This window comes from Dolichospermum sp. UHCC 0259 (assembly GCF_009711935.1).
Classification (GTDB): Bacteria; Cyanobacteriota; Cyanobacteriia; order Cyanobacteriales; family Nostocaceae; genus Dolichospermum.
The window spans coordinates 1-19,878 of the sequence record NZ_VIKX01000241.1 but is presented as its reverse complement, the minus strand read 5'-3'; the positions used below and the strand labels follow the sequence as shown (position 1 = coordinate 19,878).

The window sequence follows — 19,878 nt, the reverse complement described above, 5'->3', positions numbered from 1 at the left end:
CTACTTCTACCTACCCTATAAACTCTCGAAAGTGGGGGGAGAGTGAAAAACTACGTTCTCACTACGTCTCCATCTAAAATTTCTACGGGAAAACCTCGTGTTTTTAAGTGGAATGCTACTCCTTGAGAAATTGTGGTTTTACCCGCACCACTGATTCCGGTAAACCATAGGGTAAATCCTGAATAGTTCATGTTTATCTTCTAGTTAACTTGAATTAAGTTATATGGAGAATTATACTAAATCTTGATATCTGTCACCTGGTTTCCTGTTACTGTCACGAAGTTTTCGCCACCTTTAAATTCACTTCTTGAAACCCTTCCTATAGGGGAGTCGCAAAATGGGATTATATAAATGGTGAAAACTTCGTGACACTAATCTCACAAGGCTTCTCTCCAGCAACAGCCAGAAAGCAACGTGGTTGAAATCCCTACTATACTAAAAACGGTTGAGACATGGACTTTTGTAAAATCACGAAAACCCCAGATTTGTAGGGGTTTAGCACTGCTAAACCCCTACCTGAAGAATCAAGTAATTAAGCCGTGTTGAGTATACACAAAAAGTATAGTCGTAAACGGACTATATTTTTAGTACACCTTAACAGAGGGACTCAACCGTGTACAATAGCCAACTTGTTCCGAACCTGCTTCCAGAAACCGAATTACTCCTATGTTGTACACGCACGCGGATCTCTTCGCCGATCGCTGATCGCGTCCAATGCTTACTCCAGCAACAAATTGCCTGGAGTTACTTACTTTCAATGGCAGAAAAACATCGCGTCCTGCCTTTGCTGTACCACAATCTGAAAGGGGTTTGTCCGGGAGCGATACCTGCGGAAATCGTGTCAACTTTAAAAACGCGCTTTTTAGAGAATACACGGGAAAATTTAATTCTGACCACTGAACTCCTGCGCTTACTGACTGTTTTCGAGGCGAATGCGATTGCAGTAATTCCCTACAAAGGAACATTACTAGCCGCTTCTATTTACGGAAAAACCGCCTTTCGACAGGTTTGGGATATCGATCTGCTTGTGGACGAAGTGGACTTTTCTCAAAGTCGATCCCTACTTCTATCGGAAGGATACACCCTCAAAGAAACTAATGATCGAGAACAGAGTTTCTTTCATGCTGATAGAAAAATAGAGGTAGATTTGCATTGGGGATTGACTCCGTTTTATTTCCCGGTTGATCTAGATTTTGGCAGGTTGTGGTCGAGAACGAAAGGCTATACCCTTTTGGGTACTGAGGTTAAGAGTTTCTGCGAGGAAGATTTACTGCTCATCCTCTGTCTTCAAGTAGCCAAAGACTCTTGGGAAAGACGATTGCACTTAGAACATCTAGCGAAAGTCTGCGATATCGCCGAGTTGTTAAACCATTATCCGCGATTGAATTGGTCGGAAGTCACCGATCAAGCGCGACAGCAAGGTTTGACGAGAGTATTGCATTTCTGTTTATATCTTGCTAAAAACCTCTTAGATGCCGATATTCCCTCTGGGATCTGGTCTGAAGTTATTGGGGACTTAATCGCCATTTCCTTAGCCCATCAAGTTTGCAAGGGATTATTTGGGGATATTGATCGCTCCTTCGCTGATTCCCGTAATTCTCTCTTCGATCTGCAATTTAGATTAAAGCAAGTGATCTTTTATCTAAAGATGAGAGAGCGTCCTAGGGATTGGTGGAATCATTTTCTAGAAATTGGTCGTAACGGATTGACCTTGTTAAAGTCACGGGGAATTATTTCCGCAAAGCAGGATTCAGCGTAATCGAAATCCAGTCTTTCTCGTCTAAAGAGGTACAAAAACATCTGCGTTTATCTGCATTTAATTATTGCCTCTTGTACCTCACTTGAATAGAAATTGCTATATACCTCAAATATTCCAGAAACGCTGTAAATAAGTTTAACGATTTTCCTAAGCTTATACATAAAAAGAAATATTCATAATCTGTTCAAAACTCAAATAGGATTCCTATATTTGATATGCTTGACTCAATTATTAAATCAAGAGACACGACTTCCTCTGACGCTAATTTAGAAACTCAATTACCCGAAAATTCCGCACCGAAATTCAATGTTAATGTCGAGTTTCAAATAGCAAAACTATGGCATCAGAAAGGCAAAATTGAACGGGCGATCGCTGGCTATCGAAAAGTATTAGCGATCGCTCCCACTCACTGGTTATCCTTGCTGTCCTTAGATAAATTATTAACCACGAAAGGAGAAGAAAAAACAGTGATCGCCTTATATCGTCAAGCAATTGAAAACCATGCGGTAATCGAATGGACACAACAGGCCACCATTTATCAACGGAATGGTCAGCTAGAGAAGGCGATAGAGGAATGTCGGAAAATTTTAGAGGTCAACCCGACCCATAGAGAGGTACTTCAGTTACTGGAATCAGCACTGATCCAACAAGGGGATATCAGATCAGCGATCGCATCCTACCGTCTGGCGATTGAGCATGATCCCAACAATGCCGAATTCCACAAGCGTCATATCAATTTAATTGTAGATGAAGAAGGAATTGACACGGCATTTGCATACTATGAACTCACCAGAGCAGACGACAAAGGGATCAAGATATCCCCGTCCGCTCTCCTGTGTTGCGTCGTCGTCAGAAACGAGTTGCCCCGATTGCCCTATTTCCTCAATTACTACCGACAAAAAGAAGTAGATAGGTTTCTCATCGTTGATAATCAATCAACCGATGGAACTCTAGAATATTTACTGCAACAGGACGATATTTATGTCTGGTCGTCGGCCAAATCCTTTAATCAGGTGAATTTTGGTTCAGTGTGGTTCGATCTGCTGCTGAGACGGTACGGCATTGATCACTGGTGTCTGACGGTGGATGCCGATGAGTTACTGTATTATCCCGATTGTGAGCGCCAGACTATTCACGAGCTATGTCAAAGATTAGACGAGGGACAGTATAGAGCCTATACCGCGATTTTTCTGGATATGTATTCGGATCAAGCGGTGCAAGACACCCATTACAAGACGGAAGAGAATTTTCTGGATATTTGCCCCTATTTCGATCACCAATACTATCACCGCATACACCAACAGTCCGGCCCCTACCGCAATCAAAACATATATTTCGGGGGAGTAAGAGAGCGTGTTTTCGGAATTGCTGGAGAATACCTTTTGAGTAAAGTTCCTCTCCTGAAATATGGGCTAGAAATGGTAATGATCGGTGGGCAACATTTAACCAATCTACCCCCATCCAAAATCGCCAAGGAAAGCGGTTGTCTGTTGCATTTCAAATATTTCTCGCTGTTTACCGATTATGTGGCGCGGGAGGTCAAGCGTAAGGAACATTACGGCGACGGTCATCAATACGCGGAATACTTCCGTACCCTCTCAGGGAATTCTGCTCTCAAACTGTACGATGAAAACCATTCGGTACGATTGGAGAGTTCGCAACAACTGGTACAACTGGGAATTATGAAGGTTGAGCCAGAGGGTGATATCGTTCCTGTGCCGGAATTCCCCAAGATTTTGCAATTATCCCCGACAACTCGCCGTCCTTTCTGGTCTGTGATGATCACCGCCTATAACCGGGTGAATTATCTAGAACAGGCATTGAAAAGTGTCTTAGAACAGGCTCCAGACGCACAAGAGATGCAGATTGAAGTGATTAATGATGGGGCTGGGGAAGCGATCGCTTCGGAGATAGCAGCACTCGTTGATCGGGTCGGGGGTGGACGGGTAAATTTTTATAGACACCCTGAAAATATCGGCCACCCGCATATTTTTAACCTCTGCATCCAACGGGCGCGGGGACAGTGGGTGCATTTACTCCACGATGATGATTGGGTTGCGCCGGGGTTCTACACAGCCCTAAAATCTGGGATTGAGCAAGAACCATTGGTTGGTTGCGCGTTCTGCCGCTTCCAGATTGTAGACGAGGTGGGGGCAAACCATTGGCTCTCCCACCTAGAGCGACCTAAACCGGGCATTCTTCCCCGTTGGTTAGAACGGATCGCCACCCATTGCCATTTACAGTTTCCGGCGGTTGTCATCAAGCGAGAGGTTTATGAGACCCTGGGCGGATTCTCTTCTGGGGTCGGTTCGGCCTTTGATTGGGAGATGTGGCAACGCGCAGCCCTTCGCTATCGGGTTTGGTACGAACCGCGCCCGCTGGCGTACTTTCGGAATCATGAGGGAGCAGAGAGTCATGAACTCACCCATTCTGGACAGCAAATAGCAGATGCTAGATTAGCGATCGCCATCGCCGAAACCTATCTACCCCGAACTACCACAATTCAGCTAACGGACAAAGCTAGGGAAAATTCGGCTTTGTGGGCATTGCAATTGGCCAAGCGTCAATTAGCAAGGGGAGAGAACCAAGCTGCGATCGCCAACGTTAGCGAAGCCCTACAATGTAGTCAAACTCCTAGAGTGAAAGAGGCACTTACTCAGGTTTTTCTCCATCGCCAGGCAGAGAGCTAATCTTACCACTCGCTCGACGGCGATCAAGGGACGCTTTCAATATGCGGACATAATCGCTCCCATTTAAGTCCGAATTCCTGCCAAGATTGGTTTGATGAATCCGTCTTTCCATCACTACCTCTGGTAACATAGCAATCTGCAAACCTGCGTCCCTCGCCCGCAGATACCAACTGATGAACTCCCCTTGCTTGAGATTCGTTTCCAACCAACCGACTCGGAAAAAAGCCTCCCGACGGATCAGCATCGTCCCGATATGATAACCGGGCATGACCTCTTTGGGGATCTGAATTTTCTGTCTAGCTGTTTCATCCAATTCAGGGCTGTAGAATTGACGAACGTGACCTAAAACCATTTCCAAGTTCAGATTTGCGGCGAAAGCGGTTAATTGAAGTGCTAATTTATCCGCCATCCAGCGATCATCCGAATCGAGAAAAGCGAAAAAATCCCCTGACGCTAATTGAATTCCCTGATTTCGAGCCACCGCCGCGCCTTGATTGGTTTGATCGTGATAGCGAACTGAGGGAAAACTTCGGGCGATTTCTCCTCCACTGTCTGTAGAACCGTCATCAACAACAATTACTTCATGGGGGAGAACGGATTGGGTGACGATACTTTCCAGGGTTTCAGCTAAATAGGCTTCGCGGTTAAAAATCGGAACGATAACACTAATTTTAGGATGGGCATTATTCATAATTGATTGCCTGTTACTTTTTTTTATTGCTAAAACCAACCACAGGTAGTAGTCTGTACATCATCTGCCATAGCCTCGATGGCTATTAAAACATCTGCCTAGAGATATAAAGGCCAATCCTACCCAATACTTGTCGGTTAAGCTCAAACAATAAAATTGCGTAGTTGGATTGAGGGAAGTATCCCTTACGGGAGGCGTATGACTCCTACGTCGCCCCGTCAGGGACATAACCCAACATTTATAAGCATTTGTTGGGTTGAACAATAGTGAAACCCGACCTACATTTCCTTAACCTAAGAGTATTGCAATCCTACCCTCCGTTGCCAGTTTATCAATTTTATTTATTAATACGCTAATGACCATAGCGCCCCCTGATCTGGTTTTCCCCGCGAGCCATCCTTCTGGAGATACCCCGTCAAAAATGCACAAATCGCTCCTACAAGCGGCAATTTTACCGGAACAAACTGCCCTAAATGCGTGGCGAAAATGGCGGGATTCGGTAGATATCGAAACCCTCGATCCCCAATCGCACCATCTTTTAAGTACGCTCTATCCCAACCTTCTGCGGCATGGTGTGGAAGATGCTCAGATGAGTCGCCTAAAAGGTGTATACCGTCGCACTTGGTATGTGAATCAATTACTAGCACGCTCCTTTGTTCAAGTTTTGCATAGATTGCAAGAAGAGGAGATAAGTCCTCTCGTAATTGGGGAGATGGGGCTAGTTTCTACCATTTACCCAGATTATGGTTATCGTCCCCTTTATCGGCTGGATCTTTTAGTCCCCTATAGCCAAACTTTGGCGGCGATCAATACCCTAGAAGAACTGGGTTGGACGAATTCCTATAGACCACAACCCGGCGATCGCTTTGGGAAAAACCCCCTACCATTATGGCGAGTCACATCACCTAATGACCCGCTTTGCGTACCCATCTATTTACATAATCATCTTTTTAGCGCGAAACCCCAGTCCTACACCGACGAGAAATTATGGACAGATGCCATTTCTACCGAGATTGGTAACTTTCCCGCCATCGTCCTCAGTCCTATTGATCAGCTATTACACCTCAGTCTCCAGAACAACCGAGAAGGGAAACAACGGCCGATTTATTGGCTTGCTGATGCGTCCCTGCTTGTCCAGGCTCTATCTGAGGAATCAGATTGGGTAAAATTGGTGACTCAGGCACAACGCTACGAGATTGTTTTGCCCCTGCGGTATTTATTGAAGGAACTGGGAGAAGTTCTGAATCTATCCTTCCCAGATTGGGTGCTACCGAGTTTAAACCAAATGGCGATCGCCTATTCTGAGCTATTGGAATACAACCTCGCTGGCGATCGCAAGTTACTCCTACTCAAAGCTCAGTTATTACGACTACGCCAGGGATTAAAACGGCTATTTGTGGGGGATTTCCCAGGATGAAGATAGTCCCCAGCGGTTTGTTTCCTCAACTTTCCAGGCGAGAAGTTCTACATCTGCGCGATCTCATCTATCAGTTGGTTGGGCGGGAATTAAAAGTCCGGTACAAGCGATCGGTAATCGGTATCGCTTGGACACTGTTAAATCCTTTGCTACAATTGCTGGTATTCGCCACTGTCTTTCGCTCGGTACTAAAACTGAGTGTTCCCCACTATGCTTCGTCGGTGTTCTGTGGGTTAATGGTGTGGACTTGGTTTCAGACTTCGTTAACTGAAGCAACCGGGGTAATTAACGCCAACGCAACATTAATCCGACAACCTGGGTTTCCCAGTATCATCCTCCCGATTGTGACGATCCTGGTTCACATGATTCATTTCCTGTTGGCCTTGCCCATTTTGCTAGTTTTTCTCCTCATTGATGGGGTAACGCCGCAAACGTACATCTGGGAGTTACCTCTTTTAATGCTCCTGCAATTGGGATTCACGGCCGGACTGTCCTATATTCTGGCAGCAACTAGCGTCACCTTCGACGACACGAAATACACGGTTGGGGTACTATTACAAATATTATTCTACGCAACACCTATTTTCTACGATATCAGTCTCGTTCCTGATCGCTATAAATTCTGGTACTGGCTCAATCCCATGTCCCATCTCGTATCCGCCTATCGTGCCGTCCTCTTGGAAAATGCTCAACCCAATTTGTTACCCCTTCTAGCTATCGGAGTTGGGTCACTAGGGCTGTTCGTCCTCGGACGGGGCTACTTTATCGCCCAGAGCGATCGCTTCGTGGAGAAGATATAGATGGAAATAGCCATTACTGTTCAGAATTTAGGCAAGCGATTTCAGTGCTACTCTCCGGGGAAACCTCGCACCATTATGGAAGCGGTACTTGCTGGTGGCAGGGGAATCAAAGCCCGCGATTATTTCTGGGGATTGCGAGATATTAATTTTCAAGTAGAACGCGGCGAAATGCTAGGGGTAATCGGCCGGAATGGCGCGGGCAAATCCACCCTGTTGCGCTTGTTGGGACGGGTGGGACGACCAGAGGAAGGAACGGTAACACTTCACGGACGAGTGGGCGCACTCCTCGATCTCGGAGCCGGATTCCATCCCGACCTCACTGGACGGGATAACACGTTTATTAACGGAGTGGTAGCGGGATTGTTAGAACGGGAGGTGCGGCGGCAGTTTGATTCGATCATCGCATTCGCCGAACTATCGGAATTTATTGACAACCCAGTTCGTACATACAGTACGGGAATGAGGATGCGTCTGGCGTTTGCGATCGCCATTCACACACGCCCGGAGATCCTGCTAGTGGACGAATACCTGTCGGTGGGAGACAGTGCTTTTCAATTGAAATGTATTGATCGCATTATCCAAATGAAAACCGACGGTTGCGCTGTAGTCTTGATTTCTCACAATACCGATCAGATCGCAGAACTGTGCGATCGGGTAATCTGGCTAAATCGGGGACGGATTCAGTCTGAAGGCGAACCTGCGACCGTTGTTGAACAGTATTTAAAGTTAGTTAAAGAAACTTCGCCTTAAAAAGAGGATATTTATGGATCGTGACAATTTAGACTGGATGCTCCGTTATGTTGATGTTGAGACATTTGCAGAGTTATTAGCTCACCAAAAAGTCTTACATAAATTCACGGAAAGCGATCGCTTGTCATTTTTTGAGACACTGCACAATTGGTTTCATCGGGTGACGGAAGCAACGGGAACGATTGATCGTTTCTTTAGTATTGGTGGCTATACCGTCCGTTTGAGCTTTGCAACTCAGAATATGGCCGACAAGTTAACCCAGGCTATTTCCCATCTGGAAGTCCTACCTACAGAACAACCCTCCCTCACAATCCATCTTTGGGATAATGTTTCCACCGCAACCCGATTACCCGGATTACTACCAGCCTTTATGCGACTATTCCACTGGTACTGGCATGAGTATTTAGATCCTCGTCAGAATGTCAAGCCTTTGTGTAGCGATCGCTTCCAGATGCACTTCAATGTTGGTCCAAATATTTTCAGCACCCTAGATCAGCAACGCAATATTGGTCTGTATTGGATCGCCGACACAGGCGAATTACCCTACTGGGAACGGGGTTCTCCTTTGCAAACCCTCCTCAATTGGTGGACAAGCAGCCAAAACCGCCAATACGTTCACGCTGCTGCTGTGGGAACGAGCAGCGGAGGGGTTTTGTTGACGGCGAAAGGTGGATCGGGCAAATCTACCTCGGCTCTGGCCTGCCTCAATTCCGATCTGATCTACGCCAGCGATGATTACTGTCTGGTATCCACCGATCCCGTTCCCTATGTTTACAGTCTGTATAATACCGCCAAACTCAAGGGAGCTAAGGATCTGGAACGGTTTCCTGAACTAGCACCTTTGGTAAGTAATAGCGATCGCCTTGATGAAGAAAAAGCACTGATCTTCCTCAAAGAACACTTTCTCGAAAAGATTGTGATGGGTTTTCCTCTCAAAGCAATTCTAGTTCCGAAAATCACGGGAGAACTGGATACCAGAATTAGTAAAGCCACACCAATCCTCGCCCTTAAATCTCTCGCTCCTAGTACCTTATTTCAACTTTCTGGCACGGGACAAAGTGCGCTAAAAATGATGTCTAGCTTGGTGAAAAGAATCCCCTGTTATACTTTGGAATTAGGCACTGAAATTACTCAGATCCCGCCAGTAATTTTAAACCTTTTGAATACAGTTAATAAATTCTAGTGATCGACTTGATGCTACTGTTACTTGCGTTAGTAGTATTATTACCTCTTGAATATCTTTGGCAAAAAAAATGCTTGACGAAATTAAAATAATCCAGGATAGCTTAAATTTATACACAGATTCTATGACAACCGAAATAGATTTAGTTAATAACTATTCGGATTACTGTAAGTTTATTGTCCTCGGACAGGGGAGGTCTGGCTCAAATTTCCTGCTTGGCTTATTGAATTCACATAGTCAAGTAATTGCTTATGGAGAATTATTCGGCTTTCAAGATATAGATTGGAGTTTGCCAAAATATAATCCTTATTCAAAATTTAAGACTTTAGTATCTTTAATCAATAAAAATCCAGAGATATTTTTAGAAAGAATAATTTTGAGAAAGTATCTCCCCCTCATATCAGCAGTTGGCTTTAAGATACTTTACTTCCATGCTAAGGGAGATTCCGGGGAAAGTGTCTGGCATTTTCTCCAAAACAGGCAGGATATAAAAATCATTCACCTCAAAAGAAAAAACCTTCTTAAATCATTCTTGTCCTCCAAAAAAGCACTAATCACTAATGAATGGGTGGTTAGTTCTCAAAAAGGAATAAACAATAAACCCAAAGAAGTGACAGTTTCACTAGATTACCAAGAGTGCCTCGGTTATTTTAAGTGGACACAAGCCAGTATGGAAACCCACGACTTATTATTTGCTAATCATCAAAAAATAGATGTAGTTTACGAGGATTTGTCTCAGGATTATGAGTCTGAAATGAAACGAGTTCAAGAATTTCTCGAATTAGACTATGAAACTTTAAAACCTAATACCTTAAAACAATCTTCCCTATCTCTTTCTGAGTCCATATCTAATTATTTAGAGTTAAAAGAAAAATTCCAAAATACCCCTTGGGCAATATTTTTTGAAGATTGAAGAATCAATTTTCTCGGCATAAATTGAGCAATATTATTTCTTGTAAAACGTCCAAATACTACCTAATCATCAACAAAATGAAACAAAAGATTAAAGACTTACAACAAAAATTCTATTTTCATTTTAAGATTTCCGCTACTCAGCTAGATCTAATCAATAGCCATCGAGATTACTGTAAGTTTATTGTACTTGGACAAGCGAGGTCTGGCTCGAATTTTCTCATGAGCTTATTGGACTCACACAGTCAAGTAATTACCTATGGTGAATTATTTCTCAATCCTGATTTTATTGGATGGCATAAACCAGAATATGATCAATATCTACAAACAAAATCTTTAATCTCATTAATGAGAAAAGATCCGAAAAAATTTTTAGAAAAAAAAGTGTTTAGAAGGTATCCTTCGCAAGTAGCGGCTGTTGGATTCAAAATTTTCTACGATCAAGCGAGAGAAGACTCTAGGAAAGCCGTTTGGGATTTTCTACAAAGCCAGAAAGATATAAAAGTTATTCATCTCAAAAGAAAAAATATGTTGAGAACATTCTTATCTCTTAAAAAGGCTCTTATTACCAAGGAATGGGTAATTCTTGCTCCAAGGGGGACAAATTATAAACCGCAAGATGCTAGGATTTCTTTAACTTATGAAGAGTGTTTACAGTATTTTAATCGGATGCAGGACAATATGAGTGAACACGATATATTTTTCGCTCAACATCAAAAAATAGATGTTTTTTATGAAGAATTGTTTGAAGAATGCGAGCAGGAAATAAAACGAGTTCAAGAATTTCTCGAATTGGATTATGAACCTTTAAAGCCTTATACCTTCAAACAATCCTCCCTACCTCTTTCCGAATCCATATCTAACTATTTTGAGTTAAAAGAGGAATTTGAAAATACCCCTTGGGGGATATTTTTTGAAGATTAAATTAAAAGCTGAAAAATTGGTAATGTGCCTAATATTTTAGCCAGATTAGTTAGGGTATCTATTGTGATCATGCTATGGAACGAGAGAATTTATCTATTAGTGTTATTATTCCGGTTTATAACGGAGAGAGGTTTTTAGTTCAGGCAATTGAGAATATTCAAGAGCAAAATTATCAACCTTTGGAAATTATTGTTGTTGATGATGGTTCTACTGATCGCACTGCCGAAATCGCCGCCGAATTTCAGGACAAAATTCACTATATCTATCAAACCAATCAAGGACCTTCCTCTGCTCGCAATCATGGAATTGAAAACGCAAAGGGAGAAGCGATCGCCTTTCTCGATGTTGATGATTTATGGGACAAGGGAGTTTTAACCGAATTTGCCGATTATTTAGTAGCGCATCCCCAAGTAGGAATTGTTCAGGGATTGATCCAGCAAATGCAAATGGAAACCGTTCCCCTGGATAATGATTCTTATCAGTTCAAACCCATTTTTCAACCCTATCAATTTATTAATCTGGGAAGCGCCCTCTACCGTCGTTCGGTGTTTCATCAAGTGGGTTTATTCGACCCCAAACTACACGATAACGAAGATACGGATTGGTTTATCCGCGCTTGGGAAAACAATATTCATAAAGTCGTTATTCCTAGAATCATGTTGTATTACCGCAAACATGAGCGCAATATAACCCTGCAACAACAAGATTTAGTTCATTTCGGAATGCTCAAAATTTATAAGCGTCATATTGATCGCCTACGATCGCAGGGGAAGGACAAACATTCTCCTTCCGTATCTTGGCAAAGCTACTGCGGTCAGCCACCAGCGTAAATTTTCAATACTCAGATCCCCCACTTCTTCAAGAAGTCGGGGATCTAATAACTGATTCAATCAGCTTTAGATAACTATCTAACATCCGTTCTTCTCGAAACATCGCCATCGCTCGTTGTTGGCAGTTATGACCGACGAACTGACGCAAATCAGTATTAATTGCCCATTCCTGAATTGTTTCCACGATCGCCTGAACTGTCGCTGTCGGATCAACATTTGGATCTGGTAAAAGCTTTCCGGTATCTCCTAGCTCCTCTGGAATCCCACTGATAGCCGTTGCTATAACAGGTAAACCTTTCGCCATAGCCTCCATAATTGCTAAAGGCATTCCTTCAAAGTGAGAGGGCAATAGGAAAATATCAGCGGCTGCTAGTAACTCTGGAATGTCTACCCGTTCCCCCAAAAATTTCACTCGCTCCCTGACACCGAGTTCTTCTAGATCAGCTTTCAGTTGTGTTTCTAAAGTACCAGTACCAGCCCAGACAAAATAGAGTTTCGACCAGACAGGCAGTTGTCGGAGTTGTGCGATCGCTTTCACCTGGTATTGATACCCCTTGACAATTTCTATCCGGGCGGACGTGAAGATAACAACCGCATCGGCTGGTATCCCTACAGATTGACGCAAGCTAACGCGATCATCAGCATGACAGGAGGCAAAATAATTATCAGGTCTGCCATTATAGATAACTTGTCCCAGGTGTTCTGGTAACTCAAACTGCTCTCGCATTTGCTGGATGTTGACTTGCGAAACCGAAATGATCGCCTTGGCAGATTTATAGATATCGGGTAACAAACATAAATAAGGTGCAAACTCCTTAGCCCAATCGAGGACAACACAGTGAATAACCCGGATGTAGGGAATTGTGAGATCCATTGCTAACCAATTCGCTGCCAAATTAGCAATTGGACCTCCATCGGCGAAAATAACCAAATCTGGCTGGATGGAAGCAAAAATTTCCGCCACTTCTGAGATATTAGTCGCCGAATATACAAATTTGTGCGCGTTATCCTTCAGCCAAATGTGTTCGATGCCTAGGATTTCTCTCTCTCGAATCAAATGATGATCCGCCCAACTTTGAACGCAAGTGATTCGATAGCCGGATTTGACTAATTGAACCATGAGGGCATGGCTGATCTGTTCTGCCCCGTATATTCCGGGACAATTAGTATACAGTAATATTTTCGGCGGTTCTCCATTTTCAGCCCGTTGCCTGATCGCTTCTCGATAATCACTCCTCGCCCGCGCAATGGGAGATTCTCCATCAACAAAATTTTGTCGCTGTTTATCAGGTAAGATCCCAGCTTTTGTGAGTACCGTTTCTATCCCTTGGTGATAAGTATTGATCGCCTGCTGTCTCTGCCCCATTTGTACCAAAATTTGAGTAAGTGTCAGATAAGCCGGCATATAATCTGGTTGCAGTTGAATTGCTTTTTCGCAATTAGCGATCGCCTGCGAGAACTTCCCTTTGATTTGCCATATTGTAGCGAGTTTAATTTGTTCCTCGGCCGCTTGACACACTAACTCCTTACTTTCTTCCATATAGACATCACTACTTAATATAGAAAAGAATTATCGCTATAGATATTCTCGTTTCAATTATGAACAAGATAGCTGAACCTGTCGGTATACTTCACTTTCTTGAAAACTTTGGAGGAAATATTCCGCAGATAGCTTCTGTCTAGTTTCACAGCCTTTTAGATATTCATGAGCTTGGCGAATACATTCTATATCCATTGCTTTCTCTGCCGCTTCTGCTAACGTATGGAAATATAAGGGATAATTTTCTCCCAAGTATTCCACGACAGCAGGTAAAGGATTGACTAATAGTGGCGTAGCCCTAGCGATACATTCAATGACAGCGGTATTAGCACTAGTATCGTATAGGTGAATAAACGCGATATTTACCGATAAAAATTCATCATATTCTTGATTCGATACGTGAGTCAGATCCCGCGTGTTTTCAACAAATACCGGATCGAGGGTAATTCCTTCTACTTCAATTTGTTCAGCGACAAGTCTTTGCAGTTCAGTCTCCGCATCTGGGCAAAAAGCCGGATTGAGTTTAATTTTCTCGTAGCCTAGTGAATTATTTCGGGCGATGGGTAGTTCATAGATCGAGATTAATCTCCGCAACCACCAGCCTAATTGGATAATTTTCTTATGCGGGTTGGCGATAAAGCGATCGAAACTAAATTGTATATCAGGAATTTCCGTCGGGTGGATCAATGCGGAAACTGGCTTATTTACCCGCTCTCTCAGCCATCGAGCATGATATTCAGTCAGTGTGAATAAACCAACACAGGATTCCAGGCTCTTGAGCCAATTATCCCTTGTGAACAGAACTTGAGGAGAATCGCGATAGTAAAACCAAGTGGGCATAGTTGGAGGATTATGTAGGAAACCAACCCAAGGTTGCGTATAAGGGGCTTTCGCTTGTCCTGATTGGCGCTCTTGGCGGAGAAAAGAGTCCTCTAGAAATCCGTCAAACACGATACCTTGACTGTTGTGTAATGGTTTGAGGGCATGAATGGCGAAACTCCATCCACAACGATGAGCGACGAAAAATTTTTGACCACTCAGATTTAGCTTGCTGTCAGGATTTTCTAAAAGCGCGGCGGGTGATTGTAACTTAGACCAATTCTGCTGTTGCTGTAGGTGGCTCAGATGGATCGCTGCCTGGAGGTGATCAGGTTGCAATTCTAGGACTTTCTCGTACCAAGCGATCGCTTTCTCGATCTGCCCTCTTGCTAACCACTGGCAGGCAAATCGAAATATCCCTTCTGCTTGCTCAGTGAGAGGTTCCTTGTTTGGCGTTGAAGACTCTGGAATCATGGCTTGTTTTATTTGCACTAAATAAGCTATATTTTTTACTGTTTCAAAAGTATAGATTATCTCCAATGCTTGAAAATTCGTCACGATTTAAAGTCAACACTCCCAACGTAGTCAGTGAAACTATAGACGGCGAAACGGTGATCGTTAGTCTATTGAGAGGGACGTACTATAGCTTAGATCTGGTGGGCGCTGATGTCTGGAATCTCATCGAGCGGGAGTTTTCTGTTGTCAAGATAGTTGTAGCGATCACTCAGCAGTTTAATGGTGAACCGGAACTGATGGAAAGCTCGATCAAAACTCTCATTGCTCAACTGAGAGCAGAAGAATTAATTAGTCCTGTTGATGGGGAATTAGGAGAAGATCATCTTCCAGAAGCATCTCCAGACTCGATGGCAAGCAAAGAGGAATTTGTTCCTCCAGTTCTCCAAAAATATTCCGATATGCAGGAACTTTTGATGCTCGATCCAATCCACGAAGTTGACGAAACGGAAGGTTGGCCTCAAAAGAGGGAAGATTCCCTGATTTAGTTATACTCTAAACGGTTAAGACTTGGACTTTTTTGAAAGTCTGAAAATTCAGAGACAGCAAGCTATCTAGCTTTTCTTGTTTGTCAGTATTAGCGGTGTTAATACAGTTAGATATTGCTGCCTTAAAATCAGCAAAGTTAGCATAGTATTTAGAGTATAAACATAACCCACCTTTAAGCAACGTAAACCAATTCTTTTTAAAAATTCTCTCACTTGTGTTGGACTGCGCTTAATACCAGTCAATCTTTCAATGGCATCACTCGCTTCTGCAATACTTGAAACCGGGGATTTTTCAAAATACTCTTTCAAAATATCACTAGATTGATTTAACTCACTTGGTCGTCCTTTATATTTGATTTTTTTGAGTTCTTCTACCCCTCCTAATTGATATTGTTTAATATATATTGTTAACATTGTTTTCGATATTTGGCACAAACTACAAATTTCTTTGTGTTTTATACCCTGGCTTTTTAAATACAGAACTTCCATCTTTTTCTGTACTAATGGATGAGGATGATGATATCTTTCATAACCATTTGCCAGATGTCATCGTCTTTGGATGATACCAGACAGAATTGGCAATGTTATGGTCAAACAAAAGAACACGCCATTGCCAAATCATGAAACAGACAAAAACTCTGGCAGCAAAATTACTTTTCGGCATGGTTTTAGTAGGAATTTCAGCTTGCAACTTAGCAACAACTGAGTCCGCAAACACTAATAATCAACAAACAGAAACAGCCCAACAAGTCAGCCAACAAACTGCTACTAACAAGCAAGCCTGTACTTTAGTAGAAAATGGCTTCGGTTCCCAAGGACAGGTAAAACTGCGGGTAGAAGAAGTCGTAACAGGTCTAGAAGTTCCTTGGGGAATAGCTTTTCTGCCAAATAGAGATATGTTAGTTACCGAACGACCGGGACGAGTCCGTCTTGTGCGGAATGGTAAACTTATTTCCCGACCAGTAGCTACTATCAATGTCACAGAAAGCGGTGAAGATGGTTTATTGGGTATTGCCACTCATCCTAACTTTGCTAACAACCGATTTTTTTACATTTACTACACTGCTGATAAAAATGGATCACAGGTTAATCGTGTGGAAAGATGGCGACTATCTGAGAACGGACTCAGTGCTTCCCCGGATAAAGTAATTGTTGATAATATTCCCGTAGCACAATTTCATAACGGTGGTCGCATTCGCTTTGGACCAGACGGAATGCTTTACATTGGCACAGGTGATGCCAGAGAACCGCAAAGTTCCCAGGATGTTAATAGCCTTGCTGGTAAAATCCTGCGTGTGACACCTGACGGACAAGTACCCCAAGACAATCCGTTTAGTAAAAATCCTGTATATATAACTGGGATTCGCAACACTCAAGGGTTTGATTGGCTGGATAAATCAACATTATGGGTGACAGATCACGGACCTAGTGGGGATTTGGGAAGAAGAGGTCACGATGAACTCAGTTTAGCAAAAGCAGGAGACAATCTGGGCTGGCCTACTATCTACCGTTGTGAATCAAAGAAAGGAATGGTTACTCCGTCAATTGTTTGGCGTGAAGCTTTACCTCCTGGTGGGGCAGCAATTTATACTGGCAATTCTATTTCTGAATGGAAAGGCAGCTTAATAATTGCCACTCTTCGTTCTCAACATTTGCAGCGCGTTGTTTTCAACCCCCAGTCTCCCCAACAAGTTGAGCGTCATGAGGTGTATTTGCAAGGTCAATATGGACGGCTGCGAGAAGCAATTATGGGGACAGATGGTGAATTATATGTCACCACTAGTAACTGTGATGGACGGGGAAATTGTCCTCCACAGCGGGATAAAATTCTCCGTATTACTCGTTAAGTTCATGCGATCGCTAGAAGAAATAGGATCTTGTGTACGTTTTGGTGCATATAATCAATGGTGGACATTTTTTTAACAAAAAGTACGTATCTCTATGTGGTATTTGTCCACACTTGCTGTACCAAAAACAGTTTATGCTGCTAAAACTAAAGTAAACTTTGATTTTTCGTTTTCACTCGTTGATAAAGTTCCTCCATCGTTTCAATAAAAGAATTATCTTTATGCCAAAAAGCCGGAAAATCGCCCTGTTTCTTGACGAGAATTGCCGAAACACCACTAGAACTTGGCACTTCTATAGTTTGGGGTAAACGCTTTGTTCCTAACCAAAATTCCCTGACACTTGGCTTTTCATCAACAGATTGTTTTTCCAACTTAGTATAAAACGATGTCGAAGATTCTAAACTAACTTCTTGAGTATTCAATTCCTGTGAAAGTGCTTTACCTAAATTAGATTTAGCCAGTTTATTCTGAAGTTCCTCTTTTGATAACCCCCGCAATTCAAATAACAGAAAAGGATTATTATCCAATTGGGACGCAACTAAATAGTAAACCCCAGCAATATGTTTACAGGGATTAGCATAATCTGGACAAGAACATTTGGTTTGAAAATCCTTACTACTATGGGGTAATAAATTTAGTCCCAATTGTTTAAAAGTATCTTCTATATTCTCTGGGACTTCATTCAGCAGCAATCTAGAAACAATACTAGTGGTCTGTCAAGCTAAAAATTGTGAGATTGAGGGAAAATAGAGAAGCTATTAACTGTAAACCTCATCCATAAATAGAAATTTGACAGACCACTAGCTTTAGATGATAGCTTGTCAATAACTTCATTCCAACTGCTTTTAGGAATTGATTTAATTTCAATGGAAATATTGTAAGTCGGTTCTTTATACACACCAAAGTAAGGATTAACTGAACCTTTGACTCTAGCAGTAATGTGATTTTGTTCAATTTCAAAATTCAGAACTTTACCACTACTTGCATAGGAACGTCCTCGTTGCAAGCGACCATCATCAGTAAAATTTTCTAATGCTTTAATAAACCTATCACCCCACCATGTCCGACTGAATTTAACCATAATATTTTACTCCAAAATTGCACTTTTATTTAAAGCAATTAGTTGTTTGAAAGCATCATTATCTAACTCAGTTAACCAAGATTCATCATTTCCTACCACAGATGCAGAAAGTTTTTTCGTATCTTCTATCATCTGGTCAATTTTCTCTTCTAAAGTACCAATAGCCACAAATTTATGGACAAACACATTCTTTTGTTGTCCAATCCGAAAAGCTCTATCTGTGGCTTGATTTTCCACCGCAGGATTCCACCATCTATCAAAATGAAAAACGTGATTAGCTTTAGTTAAAGTAATCCCTACACCACCTGCTTTCAATGATAAGATAAAAACTGATGCTTCTGTATCTGGTTCTTGAAATTCCGTAATCATTTTTTCTCGACGGGGACGACTTGTGCCACCATGCAAATAATAGGTATTGCAACGTAAATTGTGTTTAATATATTTTTCTACTTGTTCGCATACCTCCGTAAATTGACTAAATATCAATAAACTTTCCCCTTCAGAAACAGCCTCATCTACCATTTCTACTAAGCGGCTAAGTTTGTGAGAACGTTCAGTAGAAAATTCGCTATTATCCTGTAAAAACTGAGCAGGATGATTACAAATTTGTTTCAACTTCATCAAAGTAGAAAGAATCAAACCTTTACGTTGAATTCCCTCTACCGTTTGTAATTTCTCTTCTACATCTTTGACAACTATTTCATACAATGAAGCTTGTTCTTTAGTCAAATTGGTGTAGAGTTTTTGTTCAACTTTATCAGGTAAATCATTAATAATAGATTTATCTGTTTTAACCCGACGTAAAATCAAAGGTTCAACTAATTTCTTCAGGGTACTTGATTTTATTCTGTCGTTATCTTTTTGAATGGGAATTTCAAAAGATTTGCGAAATTGTGCTTCTTTACCCAAGTATCCAGGATTGAGAAAGTTAAAAATTGACCATAAATCTAGCAACCTGTTTTCCACCGGAGTTCCTGTTAAAGCTAGTCGGTGTTTAGCCGAAAGTTTGAGAATAGCTTTGGTTTGTGCAGCTTTAGGATTTTTAATATTTTGCGCTTCATCTAAAACAATTCGTTGCCACTTAATACCATGTAAAAGCTTTTCATCTTTGCGAGCTAAGGTAAAAGAGGTAATGATGACATCGTGTTGTTGACAAGCGGTTTTGAACTCAGGAGTAGTTTGCAAGCGATCGCTCCCATGATGTATCATACTTTGCAGATGCGGAGCAAATTTAGCAATTTCCTTTTGCCAGTTACCAACCACGGAAGTAGGTGCAATTAACAGAGTTGGTGGCAGATTAGATAATCTTGTTTGTCCGTCCCCCTTGTTGCATTTCTCTCCCTTATTTCCCTTATTTTCCTCATTTTCCCCATCTCCTTCATCTTCCCACCTTCCTATCTCCTCCTCAGAGGAAAACAATTCTCGTTCCTGGACAAGTCTAGCAATCACTTGTACCGACTTACCTAAACCCATATCGTCCGCTAAACAGCCATTGGCTCTTGCGTCCCTTTTATGGAGAATTAATACTAAAGTGCCAGTTTAATAAACTACGTAATCTAAAATTACTAAAGTTACGAAATCCATATCCAAGTCTTTTGATTAATTTGAGTTTATTATTAATTCCTTCTACAGTA

16 protein-coding genes and 3 pseudogenes are annotated in these 19,878 nt (G+C 42.0%); 11 read left to right on the top strand and 8 right to left on the bottom strand.

The features are described from left to right. Nucleotides 1-56 precede the first annotated feature (56 nt). A pseudogene (locus FJR05_RS20505) lies at nt 57-191 on the bottom strand (adenylyl-sulfate kinase); the annotation flags it as partial. A gap of 422 nt (nt 192-613) precedes the next feature. Here FJR05_RS20505 and FJR05_RS20500 point away from each other — a divergent pair. Together FJR05_RS20500 and FJR05_RS20495 are read left to right on the top strand one after the other, a co-directional pair. Beyond that, the gene (locus tag FJR05_RS20500) at nt 614-1,759 is read left to right on the top strand and encodes a nucleotidyltransferase family protein (RefSeq protein ID WP_371416922.1); all 1,146 of its coding nucleotides are present in this window, start codon (nt 614-616) and stop codon (nt 1,757-1,759) included. Between the two features lie 215 nt (nt 1,760-1,974). Continuing rightward, nucleotides 1,975-4,449 carry a glycosyltransferase family 2 protein gene (locus FJR05_RS20495; RefSeq protein WP_168645827.1) on the top strand — a complete coding sequence of 825 codons (2,475 nt, stop codon included), beginning with the start codon at nt 1,975-1,977 and terminating at the stop codon, nt 4,447-4,449. On the opposite strand, the gene FJR05_RS20490 is transcribed toward FJR05_RS20495, so the two are convergent. Beyond that, a complete protein-coding gene (locus FJR05_RS20490) occupies nt 4,412-5,140 on the bottom strand; it encodes a glycosyltransferase family A protein (RefSeq protein WP_168645826.1) in 729 nt (242 codons plus the stop codon). The genes FJR05_RS20495 and FJR05_RS20490 overlap by 38 nt on opposite strands. A 355-nt stretch (nt 5,141-5,495) precedes the next feature. Between FJR05_RS20490 and FJR05_RS20485 the strand changes: the two genes are divergently transcribed. The 7 genes from FJR05_RS20485 (at nt 5,496) to FJR05_RS20455 (ending at nt 11,956) form a co-directional block, all read left to right on the top strand. Then, on the top strand, nt 5,496-6,557 hold the full coding sequence (locus FJR05_RS20485) for a nucleotidyltransferase family protein (protein ID WP_168645825.1): 1,062 nt from the start codon (nt 5,496-5,498) through the stop codon (nt 6,555-6,557). Beyond that, nucleotides 6,554-7,357, top strand: a complete 804-nt coding sequence (locus FJR05_RS20480) for an ABC transporter permease (RefSeq protein WP_168645824.1) — start codon at nt 6,554-6,556, stop codon at nt 7,355-7,357. Before FJR05_RS20485 ends, FJR05_RS20480 begins: the two co-directional genes overlap by 4 nt. After that, nucleotides 7,358-8,107, top strand: coding sequence for an ABC transporter ATP-binding protein (locus FJR05_RS20475; protein ID WP_168645823.1), 750 nt, complete (start codon nt 7,358-7,360; stop codon nt 8,105-8,107). It begins immediately after the preceding gene. Nucleotides 8,108-8,120: 13 nt separating this feature from the next. After that, a complete protein-coding gene (locus FJR05_RS20470) occupies nt 8,121-9,290 on the top strand; it encodes a serine kinase (protein ID WP_217385641.1) in 1,170 nt (389 codons plus the stop codon). A gap of 124 nt (nt 9,291-9,414) precedes the next feature. Further along, the gene (locus FJR05_RS20465; protein ID WP_217385639.1) at nt 9,415-10,203 is read left to right on the top strand and encodes a sulfotransferase; all 789 of its coding nucleotides are present in this window, start codon (nt 9,415-9,417) and stop codon (nt 10,201-10,203) included. A gap of 77 nt (nt 10,204-10,280) precedes the next feature. Then, the gene (locus FJR05_RS20460; protein ID WP_168645821.1) at nt 10,281-11,126 is read left to right on the top strand and encodes a sulfotransferase; all 846 of its coding nucleotides are present in this window, start codon (nt 10,281-10,283) and stop codon (nt 11,124-11,126) included. 74 nt (nt 11,127-11,200) lie between these two features. Continuing rightward, a complete protein-coding gene (locus FJR05_RS20455; protein ID WP_168645820.1) occupies nt 11,201-11,956 on the top strand; it encodes a glycosyltransferase family A protein in 756 nt (251 codons plus the stop codon). Between the two features lie 28 nt (nt 11,957-11,984). Here the strand turns inward: FJR05_RS20455 and FJR05_RS20450 are convergent, their stop codons facing one another. Together FJR05_RS20450 and FJR05_RS20445 are read right to left on the bottom strand one after the other, a co-directional pair. After that, nucleotides 11,985-13,496, bottom strand: coding sequence for a glycosyltransferase (locus FJR05_RS20450; protein ID WP_168645819.1), 1,512 nt, complete (start codon nt 13,494-13,496; stop codon nt 11,985-11,987). Between the two features lie 57 nt (nt 13,497-13,553). Then, a complete protein-coding gene (locus FJR05_RS20445; protein ID WP_168645818.1) occupies nt 13,554-14,873 on the bottom strand; it encodes a tetratricopeptide repeat protein in 1,320 nt (439 codons plus the stop codon). Between FJR05_RS20445 and FJR05_RS20440 the strand changes: the two genes are divergently transcribed. Further along, on the top strand, nt 14,855-15,316 hold the full coding sequence (locus FJR05_RS20440; RefSeq protein WP_168645817.1) for a PqqD family protein: 462 nt from the start codon (nt 14,855-14,857) through the stop codon (nt 15,314-15,316). The two genes, FJR05_RS20445 and FJR05_RS20440, sit on opposite strands and share 19 nt — an antisense overlap. Nucleotides 15,317-15,382: 66 nt before the next feature. Here FJR05_RS20440 and FJR05_RS20435 read toward each other — a convergent pair whose 3' ends face one another. Continuing rightward, nucleotides 15,383-15,859, bottom strand: a complete 477-nt coding sequence (locus tag FJR05_RS20435) for a helix-turn-helix domain-containing protein (protein ID WP_371416923.1) — start codon at nt 15,857-15,859, stop codon at nt 15,383-15,385. Between the two features lie 77 nt (nt 15,860-15,936). Between FJR05_RS20435 and FJR05_RS20430 the strand changes: the two genes are divergently transcribed. Next, complete coding sequence (locus FJR05_RS20430) at nt 15,937-17,163, top strand: sorbosone dehydrogenase family protein (RefSeq protein WP_168645816.1); 1,227 nt, start codon at nt 15,937-15,939, stop codon at nt 17,161-17,163. A gap of 146 nt (nt 17,164-17,309) precedes the next feature. Here the strand turns inward: FJR05_RS20430 and FJR05_RS20425 are convergent. The 3 genes and pseudogenes from FJR05_RS20425 to FJR05_RS20415 form a co-directional block, all read right to left on the bottom strand. Then, a pseudogene (locus tag FJR05_RS20425) lies at nt 17,310-18,244 on the bottom strand (SWIM zinc finger family protein). A gap of 6 nt (nt 18,245-18,250) precedes the next feature. Beyond that, nucleotides 18,251-19,738: pseudogene (locus tag FJR05_RS20420) on the bottom strand (DEAD/DEAH box helicase); the annotation flags it as partial. Nucleotides 19,739-19,754: 16 nt separating this feature from the next. Beyond that, nucleotides 19,755-19,878, bottom strand: a 124-nt coding sequence (locus FJR05_RS20415; protein ID WP_168642427.1) for a transposase, incomplete at its 5' end; no start/stop codon positions are given.